27 protein-coding genes and 1 pseudogene are annotated in these 22,406 nt (G+C 65.3%); 24 read left to right on the top strand and 4 right to left on the bottom strand.

The genetic code is table 11. The features are described from left to right. The first annotated feature begins 76 nt into the window (after positions 1-76). The 22 genes from ACH4K1_RS05195 (at position 77) to ACH4K1_RS05300 (ending at position 16,397) form a co-directional block, all read left to right on the top strand. Complete coding sequence (locus ACH4K1_RS05195) at positions 77-439, top strand: hypothetical protein (RefSeq protein ID WP_398086833.1); 363 nt, start codon at positions 77-79, stop codon at positions 437-439. Positions 440-541: 102 nt separating this feature from the next. Next, the gene (locus tag ACH4K1_RS05200) at positions 542-1,075 is read left to right on the top strand and encodes a hypothetical protein (RefSeq protein WP_398086835.1); all 534 of its coding nucleotides are present in this window, start codon (positions 542-544) and stop codon (positions 1,073-1,075) included. A gap of 100 nt (positions 1,076-1,175) precedes the next feature. Then, a complete protein-coding gene (locus tag ACH4K1_RS05205; RefSeq protein ID WP_398086837.1) occupies positions 1,176-1,844 on the top strand; it encodes a hypothetical protein in 669 nt (222 codons plus the stop codon). 71 nt (positions 1,845-1,915) lie between these two features. Then, positions 1,916-2,164 (top strand): hypothetical protein, encoded by a 249-nt coding sequence (locus ACH4K1_RS05210; protein WP_398086838.1) that lies wholly within the window; start codon positions 1,916-1,918, stop codon positions 2,162-2,164. Between the two features lie 100 nt (positions 2,165-2,264). Further along, positions 2,265-2,882, top strand: coding sequence for a hypothetical protein (locus ACH4K1_RS05215; RefSeq protein WP_398086840.1), 618 nt, complete (start codon positions 2,265-2,267; stop codon positions 2,880-2,882). Positions 2,883-2,978: 96 nt separating this feature from the next. Next, on the top strand, positions 2,979-3,164 hold the full coding sequence (locus ACH4K1_RS05220) for a hypothetical protein (protein WP_398086842.1): 186 nt from the start codon (positions 2,979-2,981) through the stop codon (positions 3,162-3,164). A gap of 104 nt (positions 3,165-3,268) precedes the next feature. After that, complete coding sequence (locus tag ACH4K1_RS05225) at positions 3,269-3,745, top strand: hypothetical protein (protein WP_398086844.1); 477 nt, start codon at positions 3,269-3,271, stop codon at positions 3,743-3,745. A 199-nt stretch (positions 3,746-3,944) separates the two neighbouring features. Further along, complete coding sequence (locus tag ACH4K1_RS05230) at positions 3,945-4,364, top strand: hypothetical protein (protein ID WP_398086845.1); 420 nt, start codon at positions 3,945-3,947, stop codon at positions 4,362-4,364. Positions 4,365-4,476: 112 nt separating this feature from the next. After that, positions 4,477-6,321, top strand: coding sequence for a DEAD/DEAH box helicase family protein (locus tag ACH4K1_RS05235; RefSeq protein ID WP_398086847.1), 1,845 nt, complete (start codon positions 4,477-4,479; stop codon positions 6,319-6,321). 150 nt (positions 6,322-6,471) lie between these two features. Next, positions 6,472-7,170, top strand: coding sequence for a hypothetical protein (locus tag ACH4K1_RS05240; RefSeq protein WP_398086849.1), 699 nt, complete (start codon positions 6,472-6,474; stop codon positions 7,168-7,170). Between the two features lie 87 nt (positions 7,171-7,257). Next, positions 7,258-8,223 carry a tyrosine-type recombinase/integrase gene (locus ACH4K1_RS05245; RefSeq protein ID WP_398086851.1) on the top strand — a complete coding sequence of 322 codons (966 nt, stop codon included), beginning with the start codon at positions 7,258-7,260 and terminating at the stop codon, positions 8,221-8,223. A 147-nt stretch (positions 8,224-8,370) separates the two neighbouring features. After that, the gene (locus ACH4K1_RS05250) at positions 8,371-8,874 is read left to right on the top strand and encodes a hypothetical protein (protein ID WP_398086852.1); all 504 of its coding nucleotides are present in this window, start codon (positions 8,371-8,373) and stop codon (positions 8,872-8,874) included. 111 nt (positions 8,875-8,985) lie between these two features. Beyond that, the gene (locus ACH4K1_RS05255; RefSeq protein ID WP_398086854.1) at positions 8,986-9,327 is read left to right on the top strand and encodes a hypothetical protein; all 342 of its coding nucleotides are present in this window, start codon (positions 8,986-8,988) and stop codon (positions 9,325-9,327) included. A gap of 77 nt (positions 9,328-9,404) precedes the next feature. Beyond that, a complete protein-coding gene (locus ACH4K1_RS05260; RefSeq protein ID WP_398086856.1) occupies positions 9,405-10,493 on the top strand; it encodes a hypothetical protein in 1,089 nt (362 codons plus the stop codon). 166 nt (positions 10,494-10,659) lie between these two features. Beyond that, positions 10,660-11,553 (top strand): hypothetical protein, encoded by an 894-nt coding sequence (locus tag ACH4K1_RS05265; RefSeq protein ID WP_398086858.1) that lies wholly within the window; start codon positions 10,660-10,662, stop codon positions 11,551-11,553. 80 nt (positions 11,554-11,633) lie between these two features. Next, entirely contained in the window at positions 11,634-11,975 is a 342-nt protein-coding gene (locus ACH4K1_RS05270) for an Lsr2 family protein (protein ID WP_398086859.1), read from the top strand. Between the two features lie 60 nt (positions 11,976-12,035). Further along, the gene (locus tag ACH4K1_RS05275; protein WP_398086861.1) at positions 12,036-13,163 is read left to right on the top strand and encodes a hypothetical protein; all 1,128 of its coding nucleotides are present in this window, start codon (positions 12,036-12,038) and stop codon (positions 13,161-13,163) included. Continuing rightward, a complete protein-coding gene (locus ACH4K1_RS05280) occupies positions 13,160-13,471 on the top strand; it encodes a hypothetical protein (RefSeq protein ID WP_398086862.1) in 312 nt (103 codons plus the stop codon). The genes ACH4K1_RS05275 and ACH4K1_RS05280 overlap by 4 nt, the downstream gene beginning before the upstream one ends. A gap of 57 nt (positions 13,472-13,528) precedes the next feature. After that, positions 13,529-14,017, top strand: a complete 489-nt coding sequence (locus ACH4K1_RS05285) for a hypothetical protein (protein ID WP_398086863.1) — start codon at positions 13,529-13,531, stop codon at positions 14,015-14,017. Next, a complete protein-coding gene (locus ACH4K1_RS05290; RefSeq protein ID WP_398086865.1) occupies positions 14,014-14,706 on the top strand; it encodes a hypothetical protein in 693 nt (230 codons plus the stop codon). Before ACH4K1_RS05285 ends, ACH4K1_RS05290 begins: the two co-directional genes overlap by 4 nt. A 173-nt stretch (positions 14,707-14,879) precedes the next feature. Then, a complete protein-coding gene (locus ACH4K1_RS05295; RefSeq protein WP_398086866.1) occupies positions 14,880-16,088 on the top strand; it encodes a hypothetical protein in 1,209 nt (402 codons plus the stop codon). A 78-nt stretch (positions 16,089-16,166) separates the two neighbouring features. Next, the gene (locus ACH4K1_RS05300) at positions 16,167-16,397 is read left to right on the top strand and encodes a hypothetical protein (RefSeq protein ID WP_398086868.1); all 231 of its coding nucleotides are present in this window, start codon (positions 16,167-16,169) and stop codon (positions 16,395-16,397) included. A gap of 55 nt (positions 16,398-16,452) precedes the next feature. On the opposite strand, the pseudogene ACH4K1_RS05305 reads toward ACH4K1_RS05300, so the two are convergent. After that, positions 16,453-17,835: pseudogene (locus ACH4K1_RS05305) on the bottom strand (AMP-binding protein); the annotation flags it as partial. 130 nt (positions 17,836-17,965) lie between these two features. Between ACH4K1_RS05305 and ACH4K1_RS05310 the strand changes: the two are divergent. Then, on the top strand, positions 17,966-18,808 hold the full coding sequence (locus ACH4K1_RS05310; RefSeq protein WP_398086870.1) for a response regulator transcription factor: 843 nt from the start codon (positions 17,966-17,968) through the stop codon (positions 18,806-18,808). 79 nt (positions 18,809-18,887) lie between these two features. On the opposite strand, the gene ACH4K1_RS05315 is transcribed toward ACH4K1_RS05310, so the two are convergent. Continuing rightward, positions 18,888-20,015 carry a winged helix DNA-binding domain-containing protein gene (locus ACH4K1_RS05315; protein ID WP_398086872.1) on the bottom strand — a complete coding sequence of 376 codons (1,128 nt, stop codon included), beginning with the start codon at positions 20,013-20,015 and terminating at the stop codon, positions 18,888-18,890. 147 nt (positions 20,016-20,162) lie between these two features. Between ACH4K1_RS05315 and ACH4K1_RS05320 the strand changes: the two genes are divergently transcribed. After that, positions 20,163-21,041 carry a DMT family transporter gene (locus tag ACH4K1_RS05320; RefSeq protein WP_398086874.1) on the top strand — a complete coding sequence of 293 codons (879 nt, stop codon included), beginning with the start codon at positions 20,163-20,165 and terminating at the stop codon, positions 21,039-21,041. A gap of 8 nt (positions 21,042-21,049) precedes the next feature. Here ACH4K1_RS05320 and ACH4K1_RS05325 read toward each other — a convergent pair whose 3' ends face one another. After that, positions 21,050-21,778, bottom strand: a complete 729-nt coding sequence (locus ACH4K1_RS05325) for a hypothetical protein (RefSeq protein ID WP_398086875.1) — start codon at positions 21,776-21,778, stop codon at positions 21,050-21,052. After that, positions 21,775-22,299: a SigE family RNA polymerase sigma factor gene (locus tag ACH4K1_RS05330; protein ID WP_397672840.1), complete on the bottom strand. Its 525-nt coding sequence runs from the start codon at positions 22,297-22,299 to the stop codon at positions 21,775-21,777. Before ACH4K1_RS05330 ends, ACH4K1_RS05325 begins: the two co-directional genes overlap by 4 nt. Positions 22,300-22,406: the final 107 nt, after the last annotated feature.

Consider the following 22,406-nt stretch of genomic DNA (forward strand, 5'->3'; position numbering starts at 1 on the left):
GACGGTCGCAGGGCGGTTCGAGTCCGCCCGGCGCACTCACTCCCCGAAATTCGGGTGAGTGGAAAGGGGAGAGATTATGGCGACGATGGACATCACGCCGGAGACGAACCAGAATTTCCCGCTCCAGATGTGGGCCATGAACCTCGGTATGTACGAGGTCACCGCCGACAACTGGTCCGAGTTCTTCGTCCGTATCCGGCTGTACGCGGAGCTCATCGACGGCCCGTTGCTCAAGTACGTCGAGACCAACAAGCCCGTCGAGATCACGCCGGAGCTGGCCAAGCAGCACATTGGGTGCAGGCTGGGCGGAATGAACGAGGAGCGCGGCGCCTGGTGGCTCCGTCTCATGAAGTCGCGGGCGCGTGAGCTGGAGTACGCGGTCGAGAAGTTCGACCCGTCCGTCGAGTTCCCGCGCACCGACGAGGACGACGAGCTGTAGGCGTGCAGCCCCGAGGACCCTGTTGGGGTCTTATCCGGTTCGACTCCGGCTCGGGGCTCCATGCTTCCCAGAACAGGGAGGCAGTAGGAAAGGGGATATGACATGACGGACTTCCGTATCCGTGTGGCGCTGGACGAGAGCGGCCAGCAGGACATCGACAACGGAAAGTTCAGCGACGTCGAGGAGTTGGCGGCCGAGACCAAGGAGAAGACGAACTCCGGCGAGTGGGGGTGCTACAACCTCCTCATCGAGAAGGCCGTCCTCGGCGGCTGGGAGGTCATCGAATCCCTCGGATGCTCCGTCCACAAGGGCGGCCTGGAGGGTACGTACGGCTCCCCCAAGGAGATCTCCGACGACGACCTGCGTGCGTCGGTGAACGATCTCTGGGAGCCCGCGATCATCGAACACGCGCCGCAGGTGGTGACGCTGCCACTCGGTCTCGCCGTCGGGCTCGATAAGGCGTACGACATCGAGCTGGGCGTCATCGGCTTCATTGCGAAGTCGAACACCGGCAACGCCGTCCTTCACGTGGGCAACCACCAGACCGGCACGTCCGGGTGGCACAAGGTATCCCACGTCGTCCTGACTCCGGCCGAGCGCGAGAAGCTGATTGCTGAGCTGATCGCACAGCGCTGAACAACGCCCACCGCCCGGAAGTTGCGGGTAGGTTCAAAGCCACGGTGGGCACTGGGCACGCTCCGGCCCGTTAATTCGGAGTGGTGAAAGGGGAATTCAGATGATGCATCTCACTCCTGCCCAGGTTGAGGAGCTTGCTCCTGGTGCCTTTGGCTGGGAGGCTTCGATCCTCATTCCGCTGCGGGAGTTTCCCGAGATTCAGGGGCGCCGGATGGTGCAACAGCGGGACGCTTACCAGCGAGGGTCGGAGCGGCTGGTCATCGAGTGGGACCGTGACTGGAATCTTCTCGCCCTGGCCCGGAACGGCGTTTGGGTCGAGAGGATGAGTTGGGTGCGGCTCCAGCTCCTCGTGCTGAAGGAGATTCCGCAGGAGATCGATGGTGAGACCGCGCAGCAGTTCCTCTCGGAGCTCTGCGACTTCGAACTGTGCGCCGACTGCGCGGGAGACGCTGATGATCACATTGCGATCATCGGCCCTCTTGGGAAGTGGCACGCACTGTGCCTCTTCGAAACTCCGGAAGACTGCCGGATCTCTATCCGGCCCGAAATGAAGTTCCAGGGTAAGACGGTCCGCTCTCGGGTGTATCTCGAACGGAAGCATTCGGACGAGGTCATCAGCAGTACCTACGTGCTGGCGGGAGGTGAGCCGCGTGAGCGGTTCGCGCGCTATTTTGACTCCGCGCTGGAACCGGAGATGAGCGAGGCTGAGCAGGAAGCCGCGCAGGACGTGCTTCGTGAGTACCGGACGGAGCAGCATAACAAGCGCTGACGGTCGCAGGGCGGTTCGAGTCCGCCCGGCGCACTCACTCCCCGAAATTCGGGTGAGTGGAAAGGGGAGATATGAAGCTCAATCCTGATGCCCTTGCCTCGTGTGGTGACGTGGAACTGGACGAGCGGGATGGCGTGCAGGAAGTAGACCACGTCATGATCCGCGAGTGGGTACTGTCGGAGAACGAGTTGCCGCCGGAAAGCGCCCGTCCGTTCGCTGAGTGGCTCCACTTCGAGTGGAACAGCTTCAACGAGGACGGAGATTGCACCGTCCGACAAGTTATCGAGGGTGGCCTGGTTCACTGGCGGGGCGGTAAGTAGCAAGCAGCCTCTCCCCCAATTAGGTCGGGCACCCGCGTCATGGCGGAGAGAGGCGCAGACTCCCCTTGCGATAAGGGTGAGTTGAAAAGGGGAGGAAAGAATGAGCAAGCTCAGTCCGCACGTGAGCCTCTGGCGCTATGAAATCAACGCCACCGCGCACGACTGCGACGGAGAGCACCACCGCGAGTCGGTCCTGATCAGCCACGAGGACCCCGACCGGATCGTCTTCAGCCGGGGAACACTCTTCGCGCCGGGCGGGCCGTCGGCGGTTCACCTCACGCCCATGTCCACTGAGAACAAGGGCTGGGCCAGCATTGGCAACGCCACCGACGAAGGCGGCCGGGGGTGGTCCTACCACTGGGAGCGCGTCACGGACCGAACGGTCCTGGACACGTACCTCCAGGAGGTCGAGGAGGGCCGTCACAGCCTCCCGCAGACCACGCTGGAGCGGTTGGTCCGGTACCGGTCCCTGGCGCTCGTGCAGGAGGCGTTCCCGGACGCCACCGGCATCGGGGTCAATCCGGCACCTCCTGAGGGCAAGCTGTGGGAGATCACCGATATCTTCGGTGACCCGACCCACGCGCCGAAGACGCTGTGGGCGGGTCCGGCTGACGAGTGCCCGCTGCCCATGGCCTCGGTCAAGAGGATCTCCGGGGACCTGGAGTTCCTGTACACCAACGAGCTCGTGGAGTACGGCTCGTACGTGCGCCTGCACTGATGCACAGCCCACTCCCCCGCTCCGGGCGGGCGCTGGTTCGCGACCTAGAGTGGGCGCCATGCTCTCCAATTCGGGGCGCAGTTGAAAGGGGTAGACATGACGTTCGTTGTTATCCGACCGAACAGCAACACCAACCAGAGCAAGGACTTCCTGGTGGTGGACAGCGCTGCGTGGGCACGCTACGCCGACGGTGAGACGGCTTCGCTCGGCTCGGTCGAGCGCGTCGCGACGAATGAGGAGGCGGAAGCAATCCGGGATCGCCTCAACAACGTGACCGCCTAACGCACCACCGCTCCGAGGACTTGACTGGAAGTCCTTGTCGGTTCAAATCCGGCTCGGAGCACCATGCCTTCGCACATCGGAGGCAGTAGGAAAGGGGAATGCACATGGTGTACATCGAAGGAATGCGCAAGCTCACCGAGGTCTCGCGCAGCCGGAAGAACATGGACAAGGTTCTGGACGCCATCGCTGACGTGGAGAACGATCGAGACACCCTGGAGAGCTGGGCGGAGTCGGTCAACGAGCTCCGGGACAACCTGTCGGCCTTCGCTGAGAAGACCCGTGAGCTCGACTCGGACTACTTCGACGACGGCGTGCAGGAGAAGCTGCTGGACGCCGTTGCCGCGCTCGAACCGTTCCTCCCGGAAGAGGACTCCACTGTGCTCGTCATCGCGGAGAAGTTCGACGAGGTGAAGGAAGGTCTGGAGGAGCTGGAGTCGCAGCTCGAAGACCGGGAGTACTCGGCCGCCGAGCGTGACGGCCAGTGGGAGTCCATTCAGGAAGCTCTGGGTGTGCTGGTGGAGGGGCTGGACGGGATGTCCGTCATCGGCCCGACGACCACGCAGGCAGAGGCCAACCCGTAGCATCTCAGCCCGCCCCGAATTCGGGGGCATGAGGTTCGAGTCCTCAGCGGGCACCACCCCGACTTCCGGGGGTTGCTGAAAGGGGAGAAGGTTATGGCTGGCAAGAACGGCAGCGGTAAGGGCACGAAGAACGGCGGTTCCCAGAAGGGTTCGTCGAACGGCAAGGGCCCGCGCCGCAGCGGTAAGTGAGAGGAACTCCGTGATCCCTTACGAGAAGATCTATCAGGATCTTTGCGACCGGTACTCCGCTGACGATGTGCACGCGTTCTTCAACGTGCATGAGCAGCGAGTTCGGGAGCGGGTGCAGGACGAGGGCCTGGTGCAGCAGGTTCGGCTCAAGTTCTCCTCACACGAGAACAAGCATGACACGCTCACCTTCCGTCTCAAGCTGGGGCGGTCGTGGGCTCCGCAGGCGGGCGCTGAGTTCGTTTTCGAGTCCTGCACGCTGCGCGTCTATGGGGTGCAGCGGTTCTACTTCGAAGGTGTGTCAGAGCCGACGGTCGAGCTCGTGTGCGTCGCTTCTGCCCGGCCGGAGGAGCTGAGTGCCACTGCGTCCTTCGCTGAGTGGCAGGAGGTGCTGAGCGAGATCGAGCACATCAGCGACATCCAGCACCAGTAGCAGGACGCCCTGTTCCGCTTGCAGGCGGACTCCCGGTTCGCGTCCGGGCAGGGCACCGCCTCGGTCTCGTTGCAAGTTAGGTTGTACGAGACGAGGGTAAGGAGGGGAGCAGATGAAGGCACGGCCTCATCAGTTGGATGCCCTGGCGGCGGTACGCCAAGTCGAGACAGACAGAGCACTTGTGCTCATGGCGTGCGGTACCGGCAAGACGCTTGTCGGGCGGGAAGCTGCCATTGAGCGTGCGGGTTCCACGGGTGCGATCATGGTGCTGGTTCCTAGCAAGGAACTGGTTCGCCAGACGTTCGTGGACTGGCGTCGAGAGGTGGCTGGTGGCGTTGATGGGCTACTGGTCTTCTCGGACTCTGCTGTTGACGACTCCATCGCTACGACCGACGCGCAGGACATCGCTGATTTCCTTTCGGGGAAATCCGACCGTCTGAAGTTGATCGTCGGTACGTATCATTCGGCGCAGCGTGTTGCGGAGGCTTACGTGCTGCGGCCTGGCATGAAGCCCTTTGACGTTCTCGTTCTTGACGAGGCGCATAGGACTGCGGGAAAGGCAACTGGCGAATTCGCCGCAGCGCTTGACAATAGCAAGATTCCCGCCGACTTCCGGCTCTTTCTTACCGCGACTACACGGGTCCATTCCGAAGAGGATGGTGCCGATGATGTCGTGAGTATGGACGATGCTGGTGTTTACGGGCCCTTGTGTTTTGAGCTGACCTTCGGGGCGGCCATTTCCGAGGCGCTTCTGTCGGATTTCACTGTGGCTGTGGCTGTGGTGGACGATGCAGAGGTGCATCGAGTGCTCAGTCAACAATCGTCAGCTCGTTGGGCCAAGGGATTGACGGCAAGTCAGGTAGCCACACAGATCGCGGTTGCCCGCGCTGTCGAGAAGTATGGGCTGGAGCGCATAATCGCGTTCCATGGGCGAGTTGAGCGAAGTGAGAGTTTCACTCGCTCTTTGTCCGGTGCCGCTCAGACAGTCGGGACCATCCCGATTGATGCGGTTCAAGTCTCGGGGACTACTCCGCAGGCACAGCGTCGGAAGGCTCTGGAACGCCTTGCAAGTCCCGCTGCCGGGCACGCCACGGTGCTGTCCAATGTTGCTGTTCTGACCGAGGGGGTGGATGTACCTGCGGTCGACTCAGTAGTGTTCGCAGACCCTAAAACCAGCAAGATCGCGATTGCACAAGCTGTCGGGCGTGCGCTGAGACTGCACCCTGGAAAGGGACGAGATGCGGTCATCGTGCTCCCGGTCTACCTGGCTCCAGGTGAGAACGCGGAGCAGGTCGTGGCAAGCAGCGAGTTCCGGCACGTGTACTCAGTTCTGACCAGTCTTCGTGACTACGATGAACGCCTGGATGCCGACCTCTCGGCGGCGCGAGTTTCACTGGGGCAGCAAGGGATCAAAGAAGTCGAGCTTCCGGCTCGAATCAACATTCTGAACAGTGACTCCGACCTGGAGGAAAGGCTGTTCTCCTCCCTCAAGGTGCAGCTGCTGCGCAACGTCACAGAGACGTGGCTGGAGCGCTACGGCCAGCTCAAGGCGTACATTGATTTCACGGGCGAGATCCCACGGAATCGGTATGTCACCCCTGATGGGGTTCCCCTCGGGCACTGGGCCAACACACAAAGAAGGGCGTACCGAAAGGGACGTCTGCTCTCTTCTCGGGTTGAAATGCTCGAACAGATTCCGGGCTGGACTTGGGGGGAGAGCAAGCCGTCATACAAGGATCTTGACCTTGACGCGATCAGAAAGCTGATCTCTGAATGGCAGGTGGCCATGCGGCTGAACCTGCCGAGTAATGCGCCGGTCAAGCAGGAACTCGCTCTGCGGTGCGCTGAACTTGTGCCTGATTTCAAGTACCCCATGACCAAGTTCAAGGCCAGTGATCACCAGGCCCTCATGGGCATGGAATTTCTGCACAAAAGGATCAAGCAAGCCCAGAGATAGGTTAAGGGCAGCCCACCCCGGACGCGGAGGTATGAGGTTCGAATCCTCAGTGGGCACCATGTCCCGTAGGTAGGGGCAGCTGGAAAGGGGAATGCAGTGGCAAGATTTCCGTTCGGTTCGGCAGAGCTATTTGAGCTTCACGCTCAGGTGGTGACCCTGGAGAGCCTCCTGAGCGAGGCTCCGCGCCTCCAAGACCGTTTCCGAGACTTGGCAGTTTGCTATGACAGGGAGCTGTCCTACTTCACCGACGAGAAGAACAGAAAGTTCTCGTCCTACAGCAAGCAGGTGGTGCAGGATGCGTTGGAGCGGAAGGGAGTTCCTTTTAAGTCCAGCACGTCAAAGGCGGACTTGATCACCTGTCTTATCCAGGCCGAATGGGAGGCCACCGAAACCTTCAGTGCCTTCGTGTCGGCACGTAAGGCCCATTCCCGCCTTCAGGAGTGGGCGGGCGCGCTGCGCAGTCTTCCGAACCGGCTCCAGAAAGTCGTCGACGCCGCAGACGCCCTTCATGCCCAGTTCGCGGCGGACTGCAACAAGGGTCTCTACGACGCGGCCCAGGCGGTTCGGCACTACGGGGTGCTGCTCCAGGAAGCGCTCTGGGCGTCTCAGGAGGCGCGTAGCGGGCTGCGCAAGATCGAGGCGGGCACCCCGCTGGCTGAGGTGGTCTTCTCCCTGTACGGCTCCATCGAGATCGCGGTCATGGGTCTCATCCCTCAGAACTGCTCCGCATCGGGCCAGGGCCTTCAGCACGTCGGCACGCTGGGTGGAGCCAGGCGCCTGAGCAACGAGCTACGCGGGATCACTCCACGCGAAATGGAGCGATTCTTCCCGACGCACTACACGCTCTGACAGCATCTCAGCCCGCCCCGAATTCGGGGGTATGAGGTTCGAATCCTCAGCGGGCACGCAGGTCTTCAACTGAATGAGGGGAGCTAAATGACTGCGCAGGTTATCGACCTGTTCTCGCGCAGATCTCCGGTGGAGCTTGCTCGTCCGGTCCAGGTGGATTTCTCTCCTCATCGTTTCACTGAGGATGAGTTGGTCTCCAAGTTCCTGTCTCTCAAGACGGCTACGACGGCGGACAATTATCGCCGGGACCTTAAGCACTACCGGAAGTGGCTGAGCGAGGACAGCGGCCACGGGATCGACCTCTATGAGGCCGAGGAATGGCATGTAGGCGACTGGAAGACCTACATGCTGGAAACGCTGGAGTGGGAGAACTCGACCGTCCGTCGGCGCATGTCAGCGGTCGGGGGGATGTACGAGTGGGCCCTTCGCTCCAACCTGCACACCCGGAATCCGGAGTGGGCGGTCGACCGGCCCAAGGTCGGGGACAATGTCCAGTACACGGGGCTCGACCTCGTGGACCTCAAGGAGCTGGCGCACCAGGCCCGGTTGCGGCCGGTTCGTACCACCGCCGTTGTCTCGACACTGATGACGACGGGGATACGGGTTTCCGAACTCTGCAATGCCTGCATCGAGGGTCTGGTGCGGGTCGGGCCGAAGGTCATGCTTCGGGTCGTCCGTAAGGGCGGCAAGCCGGACCTGGTTGAGATCCCTGAGGGCACGCACAGGGCCCTTCTGGCGTCCTTCAACGGGCGCACGTCCGGTCCGCTGATCCTCGGTGAGCGGGGCAAGGCGATCAGCCGTCACGTGGTGTGGCGGATGATCAGGACTCTGGGTGATGAGGCCCTTCCGCATCTGGCGGGGAAGCTGCACCCGCATGACCTCCGGCATAGCTTCGTGTCGTTGGTCCTGCTCCTGACCCGTGATGTTCGCATCGGGCGGGACCGTGCGGGGCACAAGGACATCAACCACACGCTCCGCTACTGGCATGCTCTGGAGGGGGTGGCAAGCACCGAGGTCGCGGACCTGGAGGCCACACTCGGTTTCTTGTGCTAGATGCCGGTTGTCACTGACCTGAGACGATCTTCCCAGTCGTCTAGTCTTGAATCATTCAAGTGGCTGGGGGAAGCTCAGGTCAGTAGGCAGCAGCACTCGGTCGCAGGGTCGGCGGGTGCGCTAGGAGCATGAACGAGGGAGTTACGGATGACTCAGAGCTTCCGTTCGGCAGGCGTGTTCGAGAAATACGACGACGCCACTGCACTGATCAAGGTGCTTCCGAAGATCCTCGCTGAGCTCGGTCTCCAGGAGCGCTTCAAGGTGAACTGGGCGCCGAAGGCGGTCACTGAGCGGCGGGTTCGAGGGCGGGCACGGGCCTACTTCGACGTTCTCATCCTGGACGAGCGGCCCAATGATCCTCCGCCCAGCATCACGTCTGAGGACATCGCTCGTGCCCGTGAGCGGGTAGAACAGCGAGAGCGGGACGAGTCCGCAAAACAATCCAGCGCTCTGTCCTTCGTGGAAGCGGCAGAACAGAAAGAGTCGCAGCTACCGAACCTGTACACTGCTTTCGGGCAGTCCAAGACCATCTCGGCATGGGCGCAGCTCTTCCAGACCAGCACTGCGACGGTCTGGAAGTACTGGGAATTGCATGACGATCTGGAAACCGCGCTGAGCCAGATCGCCGTGAAGAAGCACAACGCCGCATAGTCTGCGGCTGCACATTCACCTCCCTGGGCTGATCTGGCCTGCCACTGTGGTTTGTTTCCCCTTTCCCCGGTGGCAGGTTCAGATGAGCCCAGGGCTATTTGGGGGGAGAACATGGAGAACTTGCCCAGGCGTAAGTTCAACGGCTCGGCAGCTGCTGCGGAGCAGTACATGCAGAAGCACTCTCATCGCCTTGGCGGCGCTCTTACCGGGCACATTCGTTCGCTGGAGAAAACACTCAGCGACCTGGCCCTTAACGGCGAAGAAAAGTACGGTCCGGACGATCACGACCTGCTTATCAGGATTTCCCGGAAGGCGCTGACGGAGTCGGAGGACGCGCTTGCCGAGTTGGAAGCTCTCGCGCCGCAGCCCTTCCCTGATGACGAGCAGGACGGGCATGACGCCGTCAACCTGTACGATCGCCTGTTCCCGGAACATCCGGAACGTGATCGTTAGCTAACACCGCCCGGCCCCGGTTTTGGGGGCATGTGAGGTTCGATTCCTCAGCCGGGTACGCAAGAAAGGGGAAATGGATGACCATTGTAAAGCCTCGCGATCTTCCTGACGTGAGGCGCAAGGTGATTAGTTGGGTCGATACTTTGGGGGCCTCTACTTGGCTCGGAGGTCACACCAGTGGGAGTTTTTACTACATCCCGCCCGACCTGCGGGATAAACCCCTACAGGATGCGTTCGTGGAAATGACGCGGCGAGAGTCGCGTAAACTTGCGAATGCTCGGCTTTACGCGGTGACATCGGAGATGACGTTCTTGGCAGCCAGAACTGGTATGCCCAAGTGCCACTTGCCTCGCGAAGTCATCCCCTCTGACTGCGGCCTTCTAGTCTGGGGTAGTCCTGTCGGGGACGCAGAACAGTTCTACCCGCCCGTACTTGTACGGGGTCAAGAGGTATTGGCAGATATTCTGGACGAGCGGTTTCTCACGATGGACCGTAAGGCTCAGATGCCAATTGTCGCCGCATCTTGGGAGGTGCAGGGCGACTCAGTATTCGTCTGGTTCCTCACCAACCGAACTGATCTTGTGGCCAAGAACAGAATGAGTGCTCAGGAGGCAGAGAAATTCGCCTCGATTGCTCCTCCGCTCATGTACGAGCGGGAGCAGTTGATCCCCTTGGATCGCGAAATCGATTGGTTCACAGCCGAGAGTGACAATCGCCTGGAGATGACGGCGCAGGCCAACAGTGGGCACCGTCTAGGTAACCCAAGGGCCATCGAGCGCGACCGGGAGGTTCTTCCCATGGTCGAGCAGATGACTAAGACGCTCGTAGCTACGTGGCACCTTATGGCGTCGAGAATGGCGGCCCGTGAACCGCTGGCGACTCCACCTCGGACACGTAAAGCTGAACGCCGTCACGGAGTTACCCCGGAGGCGAGCGCGGCTGGCGTTCAGCTGGTAAAACTGGGTCAGAAGATCCGTTCGTCGAAGCCGAAGGACGGAGAACCGGCATTCCGCTGGAAGTATCGGCGCATCGTCGGTCCCTTCGTACGGAACCAGTGGTACCCCTCCGAGGAAACCCACAAGCCCAAGCTCATCGAGCCCTACATTGCCGGGCCCGAGGGGGCCCCTATCGGTAACGCAGAAAAGGTGTACCTGCTCAGTGAGTAACGCATCATGGAAACTGCCCCGTCGACCGTCACCGGTCACTGCTCCGACGCTCGTGGACTGGCTTGAAGAGGTTCTGCGGTCGGGGCAGGAGACCTCGCTCAAACGCTTCGGCGCTCTTGAGTACGCCCACGCTCTCGTGGACGGACAAGCCCTAGCTACTCCTGTGATGGCACCCAATCAGGCCATCGCAGACTCGATCAAAATCAGTGCGGGTGATGTCGCTGTGCGCCTCATGTGGCGCCGCACGAAAATCGTTTACGACATCGACCCCACGCTCATGCGCAGCCTCATCGAGATGGACACCACCGACGCGCTCCCTGGCGAGGTACTACGTCAGCTGCCACACCCCAACCCCATGTTCGTCTTCACTGAAGGTCACCCGTTCCTGCACAAGGACGGGGCATCTGCGGTACTGCGCGCCATGCAGGTCACGGGACGGCGTCAGGACGGGGTTTTGTGCAGCACGCACGCTGAGGAGGCCGGGCAATACCAGCTCACGTTCATCAGCGACATCCTTGACGACAAGGGTGCGGTGAAGGACATCGACAGCGTCCGCGTGTCCATCGAGCTCGACAACAAGAGCTTCACCATCCGCAAAATGATTGACGACATCATGGAGGGCTACGCCTGGGAACCCCTTCTGGCGTCCAGCGCCACAGAGGCGGACAAGCGCAGCTACCTCGAACAGCTCGCGGGTATCGGCATCGCCCACCTTCTCTACGTCTGTTCTGACAAGGCGGACACAGTCCGGCGGCCGGTCGGTCGGAAGCCCGTTAAGAAGGGCGGCCAACGCCCGCCCAAGCCGGTCCAGCTTCACCAGGTGGGGTACCGCATCGGCCCGGCTATCAAGAGCGCACACGAACGGATCGAGCGGGAGCGAGCCGAGGGCGTACGAACGGGCAGGAAGATGATCCCGCACGTGCGCAAGGCCCACCTTCATACCTTCCGGCATGGCAAGGGGCGAGCGCTCAGCAAGGTGAAGTGGCTCCCGCCGATCTTCGTCAACGCCAGCGGAGAGCAGCTTGACCTCAATGGGGTCATCATCCCCGTCCAGCGTTAGCAGACCAGAAACTATTCGACAAGCACCGGCCTAGGCCGGTGCTATTCTCATTCACCCGGTACACCATAAGGAGCACTGCCATGGCCCAGCGCGTTGTCGTTACCCACATTGACGACCTCACCCAGAAGGAGGGCGAGGACATCACCACGGAGACCTTCTCCCTCAACGGCAAGATGTACGAGATCGACCTGAGCCCCGCGAACCGGGCCAAGCTGGAGAAGGCCCTCAAGCCCTTCATCGAGGCAGGCCGTAAGGTCAAGAAGGGCCAGGCCGGAACCGCGACGCGCACTGCCCCCTCGGCCAGCGGCAACAAGGAGACGGCGGAGATCCGCGCCTGGGCCAAGGAGAACGGCCACTCGGTCAACGAGCGCGGCCGGATTCCCGCCGACATCAAGGCTCTGTACCTCGCCGCCAAGAGCTGACCTGATCCACCTGGCCCGCCCCCATTCCGGGGGGCGGGCCTTTTGTGGGTAGGAGGTGTTGTGAAAAAACAGAAAGCTCCTCAGCGACATGTCAACGCTCTCAAGGCGAACGACGTGACAGAAGTCTTCGTCAGGGAGTTTCAGCTTCTGGAGGCCGAGCTGCGGTCCCAGCATCAGTGGGTTCTTCCCACGCTCGACCTGATGAGCGCGGGTCGCCCCTTCAAGCCGGTGGAAACCCAGCACGACGTCTGGGAGCACGCGCACATCATCGACCGGGCCGGACACGTGGCCGCGTACAAGATGTGGGCCCGACAAGGCCGTGTCACCTACGACGTCAACGAGGCGCTGGCCGCTGAGCTGTACCGGAGTACGTACGACGAGCTGCCGGGGAACGTCTTCGCCCACCTGCCGCACATTAATCCGCTCGTGGTTCTTCCCGACCCGTGGCCAGTCCGGCATGGAGACGTGGATGGGCTAGTGCGCGGATTTTATGTGTATGGGTACCAGGACGACCCTCCGCAACTGGCCTTCACCAATGACGAGATCATCAACGCACTCGGGTTGCTCTTCGTCATTGACCTGGTCGCCATGGACACAGGCGAGGTCACAGGGCAGACTTTGATCCGGTTGAGCGTGCCCACGACGCTGGCTTCGTTCACCTTCGAGGATGCGGTCGAATTTTCAGCGGACCGTGTCGAGGGACGCTACGCCGTTCAGAATGCGCAAGAACAGGCTCTTGTCCGCGAGCTCATCAAGACACTGCTGCGTCCCGCCCTGTCCCTGCTGATCTACCTCTGCTGCGACAACCGGGACGCCGTCGAGGTGCCGGTGTCCAAGCCGGTCAAGCGGAAGGCCAGCCGGGCATCAGGGCGTGACCCGTTCTTCGTTGAGGTCGGCTGGCGCATGGGGCCGAAGCTACACGCGGCCCGCAGGCTGGCTGGGACTGACATCAGCGGCCCGGGAGTACCGACAGGTATTCGTCGGGCCGCACACCAGCGGGCAGGCCACTTCCACAAGTACCGGGTCGGCCCGGGTCGGCCGCAGGACCGTACCCAGACGATCACCCGCTGGGTCATGCCCACCTGGGTCGGCCTCGGAGAACTTCCCGAGGACGCCGACCCCATCACTACTGTGGTCTCTGTCGAGTCACAGCGTAGAGACCCGATGAGAAGGAGAGGATTGAAGTGACCGACGAGCACCCGTACACCAGACGCCAGCGTGAGATGGTCGAGTGGTTCGAGCACGCCCTGGAGCAGCGGCGCGGCTTCGGCAGCGATGCCGATATCGACGCCAAGCTCCTCATCATCAAGCAGTGGCGTTCCTGGGAAAGAGCTGCCCGGAAGTCGCGTGCTTCACAGGCAGCTGGGCTCATCGCCCTCACCTGGTCTCAGCCGCTGGCCATCCTGATCTCCACCGGCCGAGGCTGGGCTGGCTGGAACCCGGACTGGGACGAACAGTTCGACAGCTGGCTCTCCGACGCTACCTCAGCGAAATAGTTACACCTAGCCCCGGCCACCTTGGTCGGGGCTATAGGTGGTTGTAAGGAGGTTCACATGATCATTGTCCGAGCGCCGGACCACTTCGTCGCTCTCACGTACGATCCCGCCGAATATGGGCTGGCGCATCTCTGCATGTACGAGCTCCACGGCGATAACGGCATCGAAGTGCGTCCGGTCCTGGATGGGGGCGGTCGGCAGGTAGCTCTCTCCGTAGACACCTTCGAGAAGGAGAAGCCGGAGATTCTGGAGGAGCTGGAGCGGCTTCTGCCGGTGGCCGTGGATCTGTACGAGATGATCAACGCGGCGGCGAACTCCCGGCTGTTCCGTCCTGAGGACGCCACTGAGGAGGATGAGGACGGTCCGGAATCCGCGCTGACGATCGATGAGTTGCTTTCTCGGGCTCGTCTCGTAAGGGAACGACGACGGGAAGACTTCGATGTGGGTAAAGCACTGAGAAGGCTGGCCTACGACGCAACCGTTTACAACGAGGAGCTCAAACAGATCCGTAACATGGAACCGCGCGACTTCGGGGAGCCGCAGTGACCTTCCATCGGTATGACGAGCCTGAGGTCATCGAGGAGGGTCTCCGCCTCGGTGAAGACGACGAGTTCACCTACGAGTGCTGGCCGCAGATGTACAACGATCGTCTCGTGCTTCGTTCGAAGAAGGACCCGTACACGTACGAGTACGGGTGGTGCTTTCCGAAGCAGCTCGGGGTCGCGGTCGCAGCTGCATTGGCGGTATGGAACCCCGAGACTCAGGATGAGCCGGTCGGCTGGCACAAGCGGGCTGTGCAGAACATCCGCCGTGCACCCCGTCGCGACGAAGACCCGGCGTACAACCGGGAGCGCTGTGTGCACGGCAGCTACATGGACGCCTACTGCACCGTCGATCTCCATTGCCCTCGGGACCGCGCGAGAATGACGGAGGACTTCGATGAGCTCCTCCGGCGCAACAGCCTCGGCGGTGGCTTGACCGAAGAACAGAAGCGCGCAGAGGCTGAGCGGCAGCAGAGGGCGGAGTGGATTCGGGAAATTCGGGAGCTCCACCTCCTGCTGGAGCACACTCCCGCTCAGCTTCGGCGCATCGCGGAAATCGTAGAGGCGCTCGAAGGGGATGCAGCGGCTCGGGAGCACTGGGAACGAGCTGCTAGGGCTGGCAACCGGGATGCCAAGGACTACCTGACGGTGGTCAACGAGGAAGCGGCGGAGAAGGAGGAAGAACGTGGGTGAAGGCATGGAGCAGGGTCCTGCCCGGCGCCGAGCAAAGGAACTTGGGGGCATCGCCGTAAGCGCCAGGAAGGGCTCTGCGGGCCGCTGGATTACCGGAGGGTGGGGCGGCACCAACAACGTTTGGATCGTCGTCTCAGTAAGCGGTCAGACGGTTCTGGACGATGGAGGAAAGAGTGACAACGATCTTCGACGCTCTCGCGCGTGAAAACATGCTCACCGAGGAGCAGCAGCGGCTTCATGTTGCCGGGCTCCTCACGGAGGACGCCTTCGAGGCATTGTCGGCAGCGAAAGATGTTGGTGGGGAGTCCCTCCTTCCGTACATCTTGGAGTTGCCCTCAAGGTCGCTGAGTGTCGAGCAGGCGGTCGCCTGGCTGCGTCTCGGAGCGGGGGCAGCTAAGTCCGTCACGGAGGCGGGAGGAGACATCCTGGCGTGGTCGGCGGCCATGTCTGAGTTCGCGGAGGTACTGCCGGGCATCTTGCCTCAGGTCACGCATCCGCCAAGCCGGTACGCGAGCTTCACAAGGCTGGTGGAAACCGTGGCTCCGCTTGGGTACACACCTGACCGGTTGCTGGAGGAGGGACGGGGCCTCCTCCAGCGTGGAGTTCGTGTTGACGAGCTCTGGGCGGCCCTGCGCGGTGAGAAGCCGATTCCCGCCGATGTGCTGGCTTCGAGCCCGTACGCCCTGACCGAGGTCTTTCACTACGAAGACAGCAAGACGGATCTTCCGCTTCACGAGGTGCACCAGCTCGTGAAATCCGGGGTCACGCAGACCGGCTGGGTTAACTACCAGAAGGCCGGAGTCGCCAGTGTGAACGACATGATTGAACTGAGCGAGAACGGCGTCAGCGCCTACCTTGCCCATCGGTTCAAGGAGGAAGGCGTAGCCAGGGACGAGTGGCTCTCGTTCCGGCAGTTTTTGGCTCCGCTGGAAAACGTCGGACACATCCTCAGTCTGGGCCAGAACACCGCCATCACTCTGCGGAGGATGCTGGAGTTGCTCGCTGAAGGCGTCTCGGTGAACACCGTGGCAAAATGGAGCGCCAATCATCACGACTCTGCCGGAATCCGGAAGTTGGTCTCGGAGGACGAATGGGTCATGCTGATGCGTGCGGGCTGCTCCACGGCGTTTATTCGCCAGTTCCACATCCTGCTTGCGAAGCCGGACCCCTCGGCAGGCCCCTACGCATACACGTATGAGGTCGAGCAGGATGGCATTTTCGGTGGGCTCCTTCGTCTCCAGGAAGCCGGGGTCGACGAGGAATGGGCTCGGCGGTACAAGGTGGAGGCCATGGGCCGCAAGCTGATGACCCCCAGTGAGTACATTGACGGGTGGCAGAACAATCGGCACTCGGTGAGGAACTGGCGGACGGTATCTGCTTGAGGCCCGCAAGGGTGGAAACGGGTTGTACGCCTGCGCTTGCCAGCGAGTTGTGGTTAGCGTGGGCGTATGACTCAAGATATGACCGCCAGGCAGCTGTTCGGAGCGCTGTTCGCGGTACTCAAGGAGCAGCCTGAGGTGGCAGACCTTCCGGCGGTGGTGATGGAAGACGGTCATCTTGCCAACGTCGTGCGGGTCGACGTGTCATCGCTGGACGGCGGGATGCTGCTGCTGGACAGTCGGGATTATGACCGAGAGCGGCCCGCGTCGGCGTCCGTCCTACCGCTCCGCCCAGGGCCAGAAGGTCTGTAGGCAGACGAAGAGCCCCACCGACCGGTGGGGCTCTTCGCGTTCTTGCAGGTCAGGCGGCCAGATCCATTAGGAAAGAAAAAGCGCGTGATCTTGAGACTTTCAACACGTCGTCGGCGCGGCCGACGTAGGTGATGTAGCCGTCCTCGTCGCGGGCGCCGATGTCCCCGGTGCGGTAGTAGCCGCCGGCCATCGCCTCGGCGGTGCGGTCGGGGTCGCCGTGGTAGCCGGTCATCAGGCCGACGGGGCGGTCGGCCAGGTCGAGGGAGATCTCGCCCTCGGCCGCTCCGGGCTGTCCGGTGACCGGGTCGAGCAGTTCGACGGTGAAGCCGGGGCTCGGGCGGCCCATGGAGCCGGTCTTGAGGAGCTGGCCGGGGCTGTTGGCGACCTGGACGGCGGTCTCCGTCTGGCCGAAGCCGTCCCGGACGGTGACGCCCCACTCCCGCCGGACCGTCTCGATGACCTCCGGGTTCAGCGGCTCCCCGGCCGCCACGACCTCGCGCGGCGGGGTCTTCAACCGGCTGAGGTCGGCCTGGACGAGCATCCGCCAGACGGTGGGCGGGGCGCAGAAGCTCGTGACGCCCGAGCGGTCCATCTCGGCCATCAGGCGGGCCGCGTCGAACCGGGTGTAGTTGAAGATGAAGACGGTGGCCTCGGCGGCCCAGGGGGCGAAGAGGTTGGACCAGGCGTGCTTGGCCCAGCCGGGCGAGGAGATGTTCAGATGGACGTCGCCCGGCTGGAGGCCGATCCAGTACATCGTGGCTAGGTGGCCGACGGGGTACGACACATGGGTGTGCTCGACCAGCTTGGGGCTGGCGGTGGTGCCGGAGGTGAAGTAGAGCATCAGCGGCTCGTCCGCGTCGGTCTCCCGGTCGGGCGTGAACACGGCGGACGCCTCGGCCGCGCCCGCGTACGAGCGCCAGCCCGCCACCTCCCCGCCCACCGCGATCCGGGTGTAGCCACCGGGGACCTCGTCGAACTTGGCGGTGTCCGCGTCCCGCACCAGCACGTGGCGCACCCGGCCGCGTTCCACCCGGTCGCGCAGGTCGGCCGGGCCGAGCAGCGGGGTGGCGGGGATGACGACGGCGCGCAGCTTCATCGCGGCGAGCGCGGTCTCCCACAGCTCGACCTGGTTGCCCAGCATCACGAGGACGCGGTCGCCCTCCCGTACGCCCTGCGCCTTCAGCCAGTTGGCGGCCCGGGCGGAGCGTTCGGACATCTCCGCGAAGGACACCTCGGTGCGCCGGCCGTCCTCCTCGACGATGTGCAGGGCGGTGCGGTCGTTGCCCTCGGCGATGACGTCGAACCAGTCCAGGGCCCAGTTGAAGTGGTCCGGCCGGGGCCAGCGGAAGCCGGCGTAGGCCCGCTCGTAGTCCTCGCGGTGCTCCAGCAGGAAGTCCCGGGCGGCCCGGAACGTCTCGGTCGCGCTGGTTGCCGACATGTGCCCTCCTCATTGCCAACCGGTCGCCTGACATCATGTAAACAGTGACCCAGGTCTCACCACCCCCGGACGGGGGTGGTCGTCTCCCCGACCGGGGGGGCCGGACGGACCGGGGCGGAGGGGCGTCGGAGTGCCGGAAGCGGTCGAGGCGGTGGAGATGCAGGCGGCGCTGCTGAGGCTGCGCCGCACCAGCGGGCTCCCCGTGGTGTTCGGCGGTCTGCTGTCGGACGCGCGCCATGCGCGGATCGCCGAGCTGAACGGGGCGCAGACCACTGCTCTGCGGGGCCTCGTCGTCTCCGCCGGGAGCGGGCTCGGCGGCAAGTCCATCGCGTTGTCGCGGCCGTGTGCGGTGACGGACTACGCCTCCTCGCGCCACATCAGCCACGAGTACGACGCGGCGGTGGCGGCGGAGGGGCTGCGGTCGGTCGTGGCGGTGCCCGTCGTCGTACGGCGCACGGTGCGGGGCGTGCTGTACGGGGCGCTGCGCACCCCGGTCACGCTCGGCGGCCGGACGTTCGACGCGGTGGTGGCGGCGGCGCGGGACGTCGAGCAGTCGCTCGCGGTACGGGACGAGGTACGGCGGTTGCTGGCGGCGGGGCGCGAGCAGGTGAGCGAGCCGGGTACGGCGCCCGGCGCCTGGGAGGACGTGCGCGAGGCCCACCGCGAACTGCGCGCCCTGGCCCCCAAGGTCCTCGACCCGGCTCTGCGCGCCGAACTCCTCGACGTCTGCGGGCGGTTGGCCTCCGCGTCGGGGGCCCGGACGCCGACAGCCCGTGAGGTGCGGCTCGCGCCGCGCGAGGTGGACGTGGTGGCGTGCGTGGCGGCGGGTGCGACGAACGCGGCGGCGGCGGAGCGGCTGGGGCTGCGGCCGGAGACGGTGAAGGGGTATCTGCGGTCGGCGATGCGGAAGTTGGGGGCGCACACGCGGCTGGAGGCGGTGGTCGCGGCCCGCCGGGCGGGGCTGCTGCCCTGACCGGCCCCGGGACGGGCGGGCCCGCCGTCCCGCCCGTGCGCCGGTCCTCCCCGGCCCGGTCGAGCGTTCCCCGGGCCGCTCACTCCCCGAAGTCCAGGAACGTGCCGAACCGGATGTCGTGGTCCGGCGCGTCCGTCATCGCCGTGAGCATCCGGGCCGCCTCTTCGGTGATCCCGGCGCTCTCCGCGCGGGTCGGGCGCCGCAGCGGCTGGACGGTCAGGACCGCCGTGTCCTTCTCCCGCCGGACGCGCCAGAGCGCGTCGAGGAAGCCGTCGATCAGGACGCTCCCGTACGTCTGGTTGCCCACTCCGTTGCGGCCCTTGTTGGCCGCGGGGATGACGCGCGTGCGGTCGGCGTGGCCGAGCAGGACGTTGTCGAACTCGGGCAGGAAGCGGGGCGGGGCCGGGGTGTCGGGGTCGGGGCGCGGGGCGTCGGGGAGGTCGAAGAGTTCGACGCCGTTCTCGTCGCGGAAAACGGCCAGCCGGGGCCTGAGCCGTTCGAAGACCTCCTTCGTCCGGGTGGTCCCCGCCCAGCTCTGGAAGTCCTTCACCGAGGCGGGCCCGAACGCGCCCAGGTAGCGCAGCACGATGGTGTCGAGCCCGGGTCCGGGTCCGGCGGACCGGCCGAGCCAGTGCTCGACCGTGGTCAGCACGACCTGCCCGCTGCGGTCCCACAGTCCGCGCGGGGTGGCCTGGACCAGCGGCAGCAGGCACCGGGCGGCGGTGGTGAGCGCGAGGGGGTCGGCGTCCGGCCAGTGGGCGAGGAGGTCCTCGCGCAGCTCCTTGAGCGGGCGCGGGCGCTCCTCGACCAGCTCCCGGGCCACCGCCGCCAGCCGGTCCAGGTCCACCCCTTCCAGCCCGCGCCGGAACGACCTCAGCTCCCGTTCGCGCGGCGCCCGCACCAGGGGCGCCAGCGTGAGCGCGTCGTCCGCCGTATGGGTGTGGAGGGTGGAGCGCAGGGTGACGAGGCGGACCGCCTCGCGGGACTCCATCAGGGCGGACAGCTCGGCCGGGTCGAAGTCCGCGAGCCGGGCGTACAGCTGGAAGTACGGCGGTCTGGTGTTCTGGGCCTGGAGCCCGACGAGGTGGCCGACCGCCTCCTTCGCGGACATCGCCGACCGGCGCAGCAGGAGCTGGCGGTCCAGGGTCGCCCGGTTCAGCGCCCGGGCGGTGAGGCGGGCGGCGGGGCGGTGCGTCTGCGCGGCCATGGCCCGTACGCTACCGCCGCCCGTCCGGCCCCGGCCCGGGCGGGCGACGGCCGGACGGGCCGGGGGCGTCCCGGGCACCTGCGGCGCGTACGCCCCCCCCGGGTCTCGTACCGCGCGGTCCGGCCGGGCCGCGGCCATGATGAACCGGTGATCAGCATCCTGTTCGCCGTCCTCACCGCCCTCAGCAACGGTTCCGCCTCGGTGCTCCAGCGCCGGGCGGCGATGCGCGTGCCCGAGAGCGAGGCGATGCGGTTGTCGCTGTTCGGCCGGCTGCTGCGGCAGAAGGTGTGGCTGGCGGGGATCGGGCTGGTGGTCGTGGCGGCCGTCTGCCAGGCGGTCGCGCTGGCCACCGGGCCGATCGCGGTGGTCCAGCCGATCTTCGTGATCGAGTTGCCGGCCACGCTGCTGATCGCCGGGTACGTGATGCGGGTCCGGGCGGACCGGGCGCTCTGGTACGGCGTCGCGGCCGTGACGGCCGGTCTCGCGCTCGGGATGGCGTCGGCCGACCCGACGGGCGGTTCCGACACGGTCCGGGGCACGGCGTGGATTCCGGCGCTGGTGCTGACCGGCCTGTTCGAGGCGGCGCTGATCGGTGGCGCGCTGCGGACGCGCGGCAACCTCCGGGCGGCGCTGCTGGGGTCGGCCGCCGCGTGCGGGTACGCGCTGACGGCCGCTCTGATGAAGGACGCGATGGCGCGCCTCGACGACGGCGGGGCGCTCGCGCTGCTGTCGTCCTGGCAGCTGTACGCCACGGCGGTGGCCGGGGTGGGCGCCCTGTTCCTGCTGCAGAACGCGCTTCAGGCGGGCAGCCTGGTCGCCGTGCAGCCGATGCTCACCCTGGGGGACGCGCTGATCAGCATCGTGTACGGGGTGGCGCTCTTCGGCGAGGTGCTGCGGACCGGCTGGTGGCTGCTGCCCGAGCTGGCGGCGCTGGCCCTCATCACCGCGGGGTGCGTGCGCCTGGCCCGTACGCCGTTGGCGGCGGGCACGCTCGGCCCGCCGCCTGCTCCGCCGCGAGCGCGGTGAACGTCCGCTCAGGGGGTGGGCGCGAAGTCGCCGTGGACCTCGTAGGCGCCGCTCGCGGCGGTGGCCGTCGCCCGGTAGACGTCCGCACCGGCGTCGCGGCCCCCGGAGGCGTGGTCGTACTGTCCGGCGAACACGTGCGTACCGGCGGGCACGGTCCGTCCGGGCCTGAGGCTCCAGCGGTAGACGAGCATGCCGTCGCGCTCGTGCACGGAGAGGTCGAAGTCCGCGGCGGGCCGCGTCTCCCACCGCCCGGTGCTCCGCACCGCGTCCGTCCGGGCCACGAACAGCTCCAGGGTGAGCGCGGTGAGCGGTTCCCGGTTCTTGAGGGTGACGTTGCTCTGCGCCCAGTGGACGTTGTCGTCGGGGGCGACGGAACCGTCCGCCCACAGCGGGCCGTCCGTGGTGCGGCTCCGCCCCGGCAGCGGCGGGCGGCTGTCGCCGGTCGGGGAAGGCGTGACGGCCGGGGGCCGTGCCGGGCCGGTGGACACCTCCTGCGGTGGGGGCGCGTCCCCCGGTACGAGAGCGGTGACGGCCGCACCCCCGATCACACACACCGCTGCGGCGGCGCACGCCGCGAGGACGACGCGCGGCCAGGCGGGCCGGGCACCGCGGGCGCGGGAGCCCGGCGGCTCCGCGCCGCCGGACGAGCGGGCCCGCTCCACGCGGGCCAGCATCCGCGCCCGGTCGGGCCGGTGTGACTGGGCGGCTTCCTCCAGCCGCCTGCGCAGGTCGCTCATCGTCGTCCACTTCCCGCCGTCTCGAGGGCGGTCCGGTCGCCCAGCAGCCGTTCGAGCTCCGCCATCCCCTTGGAGGTCTGGCTCTTCACCGTGCCGACCGAGATGCCCAGGGCCAGGGCGGTGTCCTTCTCCGACAGGTCGAGCGCGTGCCGCAGCACGACACAGGCCCGTTTGCGGAAGGGCAGTCTCCGCAGCGCCCGGCGCACGTCGAGGACGGCTGCCACGTCCGGTCCTTCGGCGGGGTCCTGGCGCCGGGACCAGAACAGGGCGACGCGCCGGCGCTCGCGCACGGCCCCCCGGATGCGGCTGCGCGCCATGTTGGCGACGACTCCGCGGGCGTACGCCACGGGGTGCTCGGCGGCGCGTACCCGGTCCCAGCGGTCCCACAGGGCGACGAGGGCGTCGGCGGCCAGGTCGTCGGCGACGTCGGCCTCCCCGGTCAGGAGGAAGGCGAGACGGGCCAGTTCGGCGTAGTGACGGTCGAAGAAGTCGTGGAACTCCTCGGATGCGTCGTCGGTCATGCCGGGCAACCCCTCCGTGGTACGCGCCGATGCGGGCAGAGCGCCGGATCCTACGCTCCGGGGCCGGGCTGCCGCCCCCCGGCCCCGGAGCGTGGTCTTTTCCCGGT

The sequence above is a fragment of the Streptomyces sp. NPDC017448 genome (assembly GCF_044330565.1).
GTDB lineage: Bacteria > Actinomycetota > Actinomycetes > Streptomycetales > Streptomycetaceae > Streptomyces.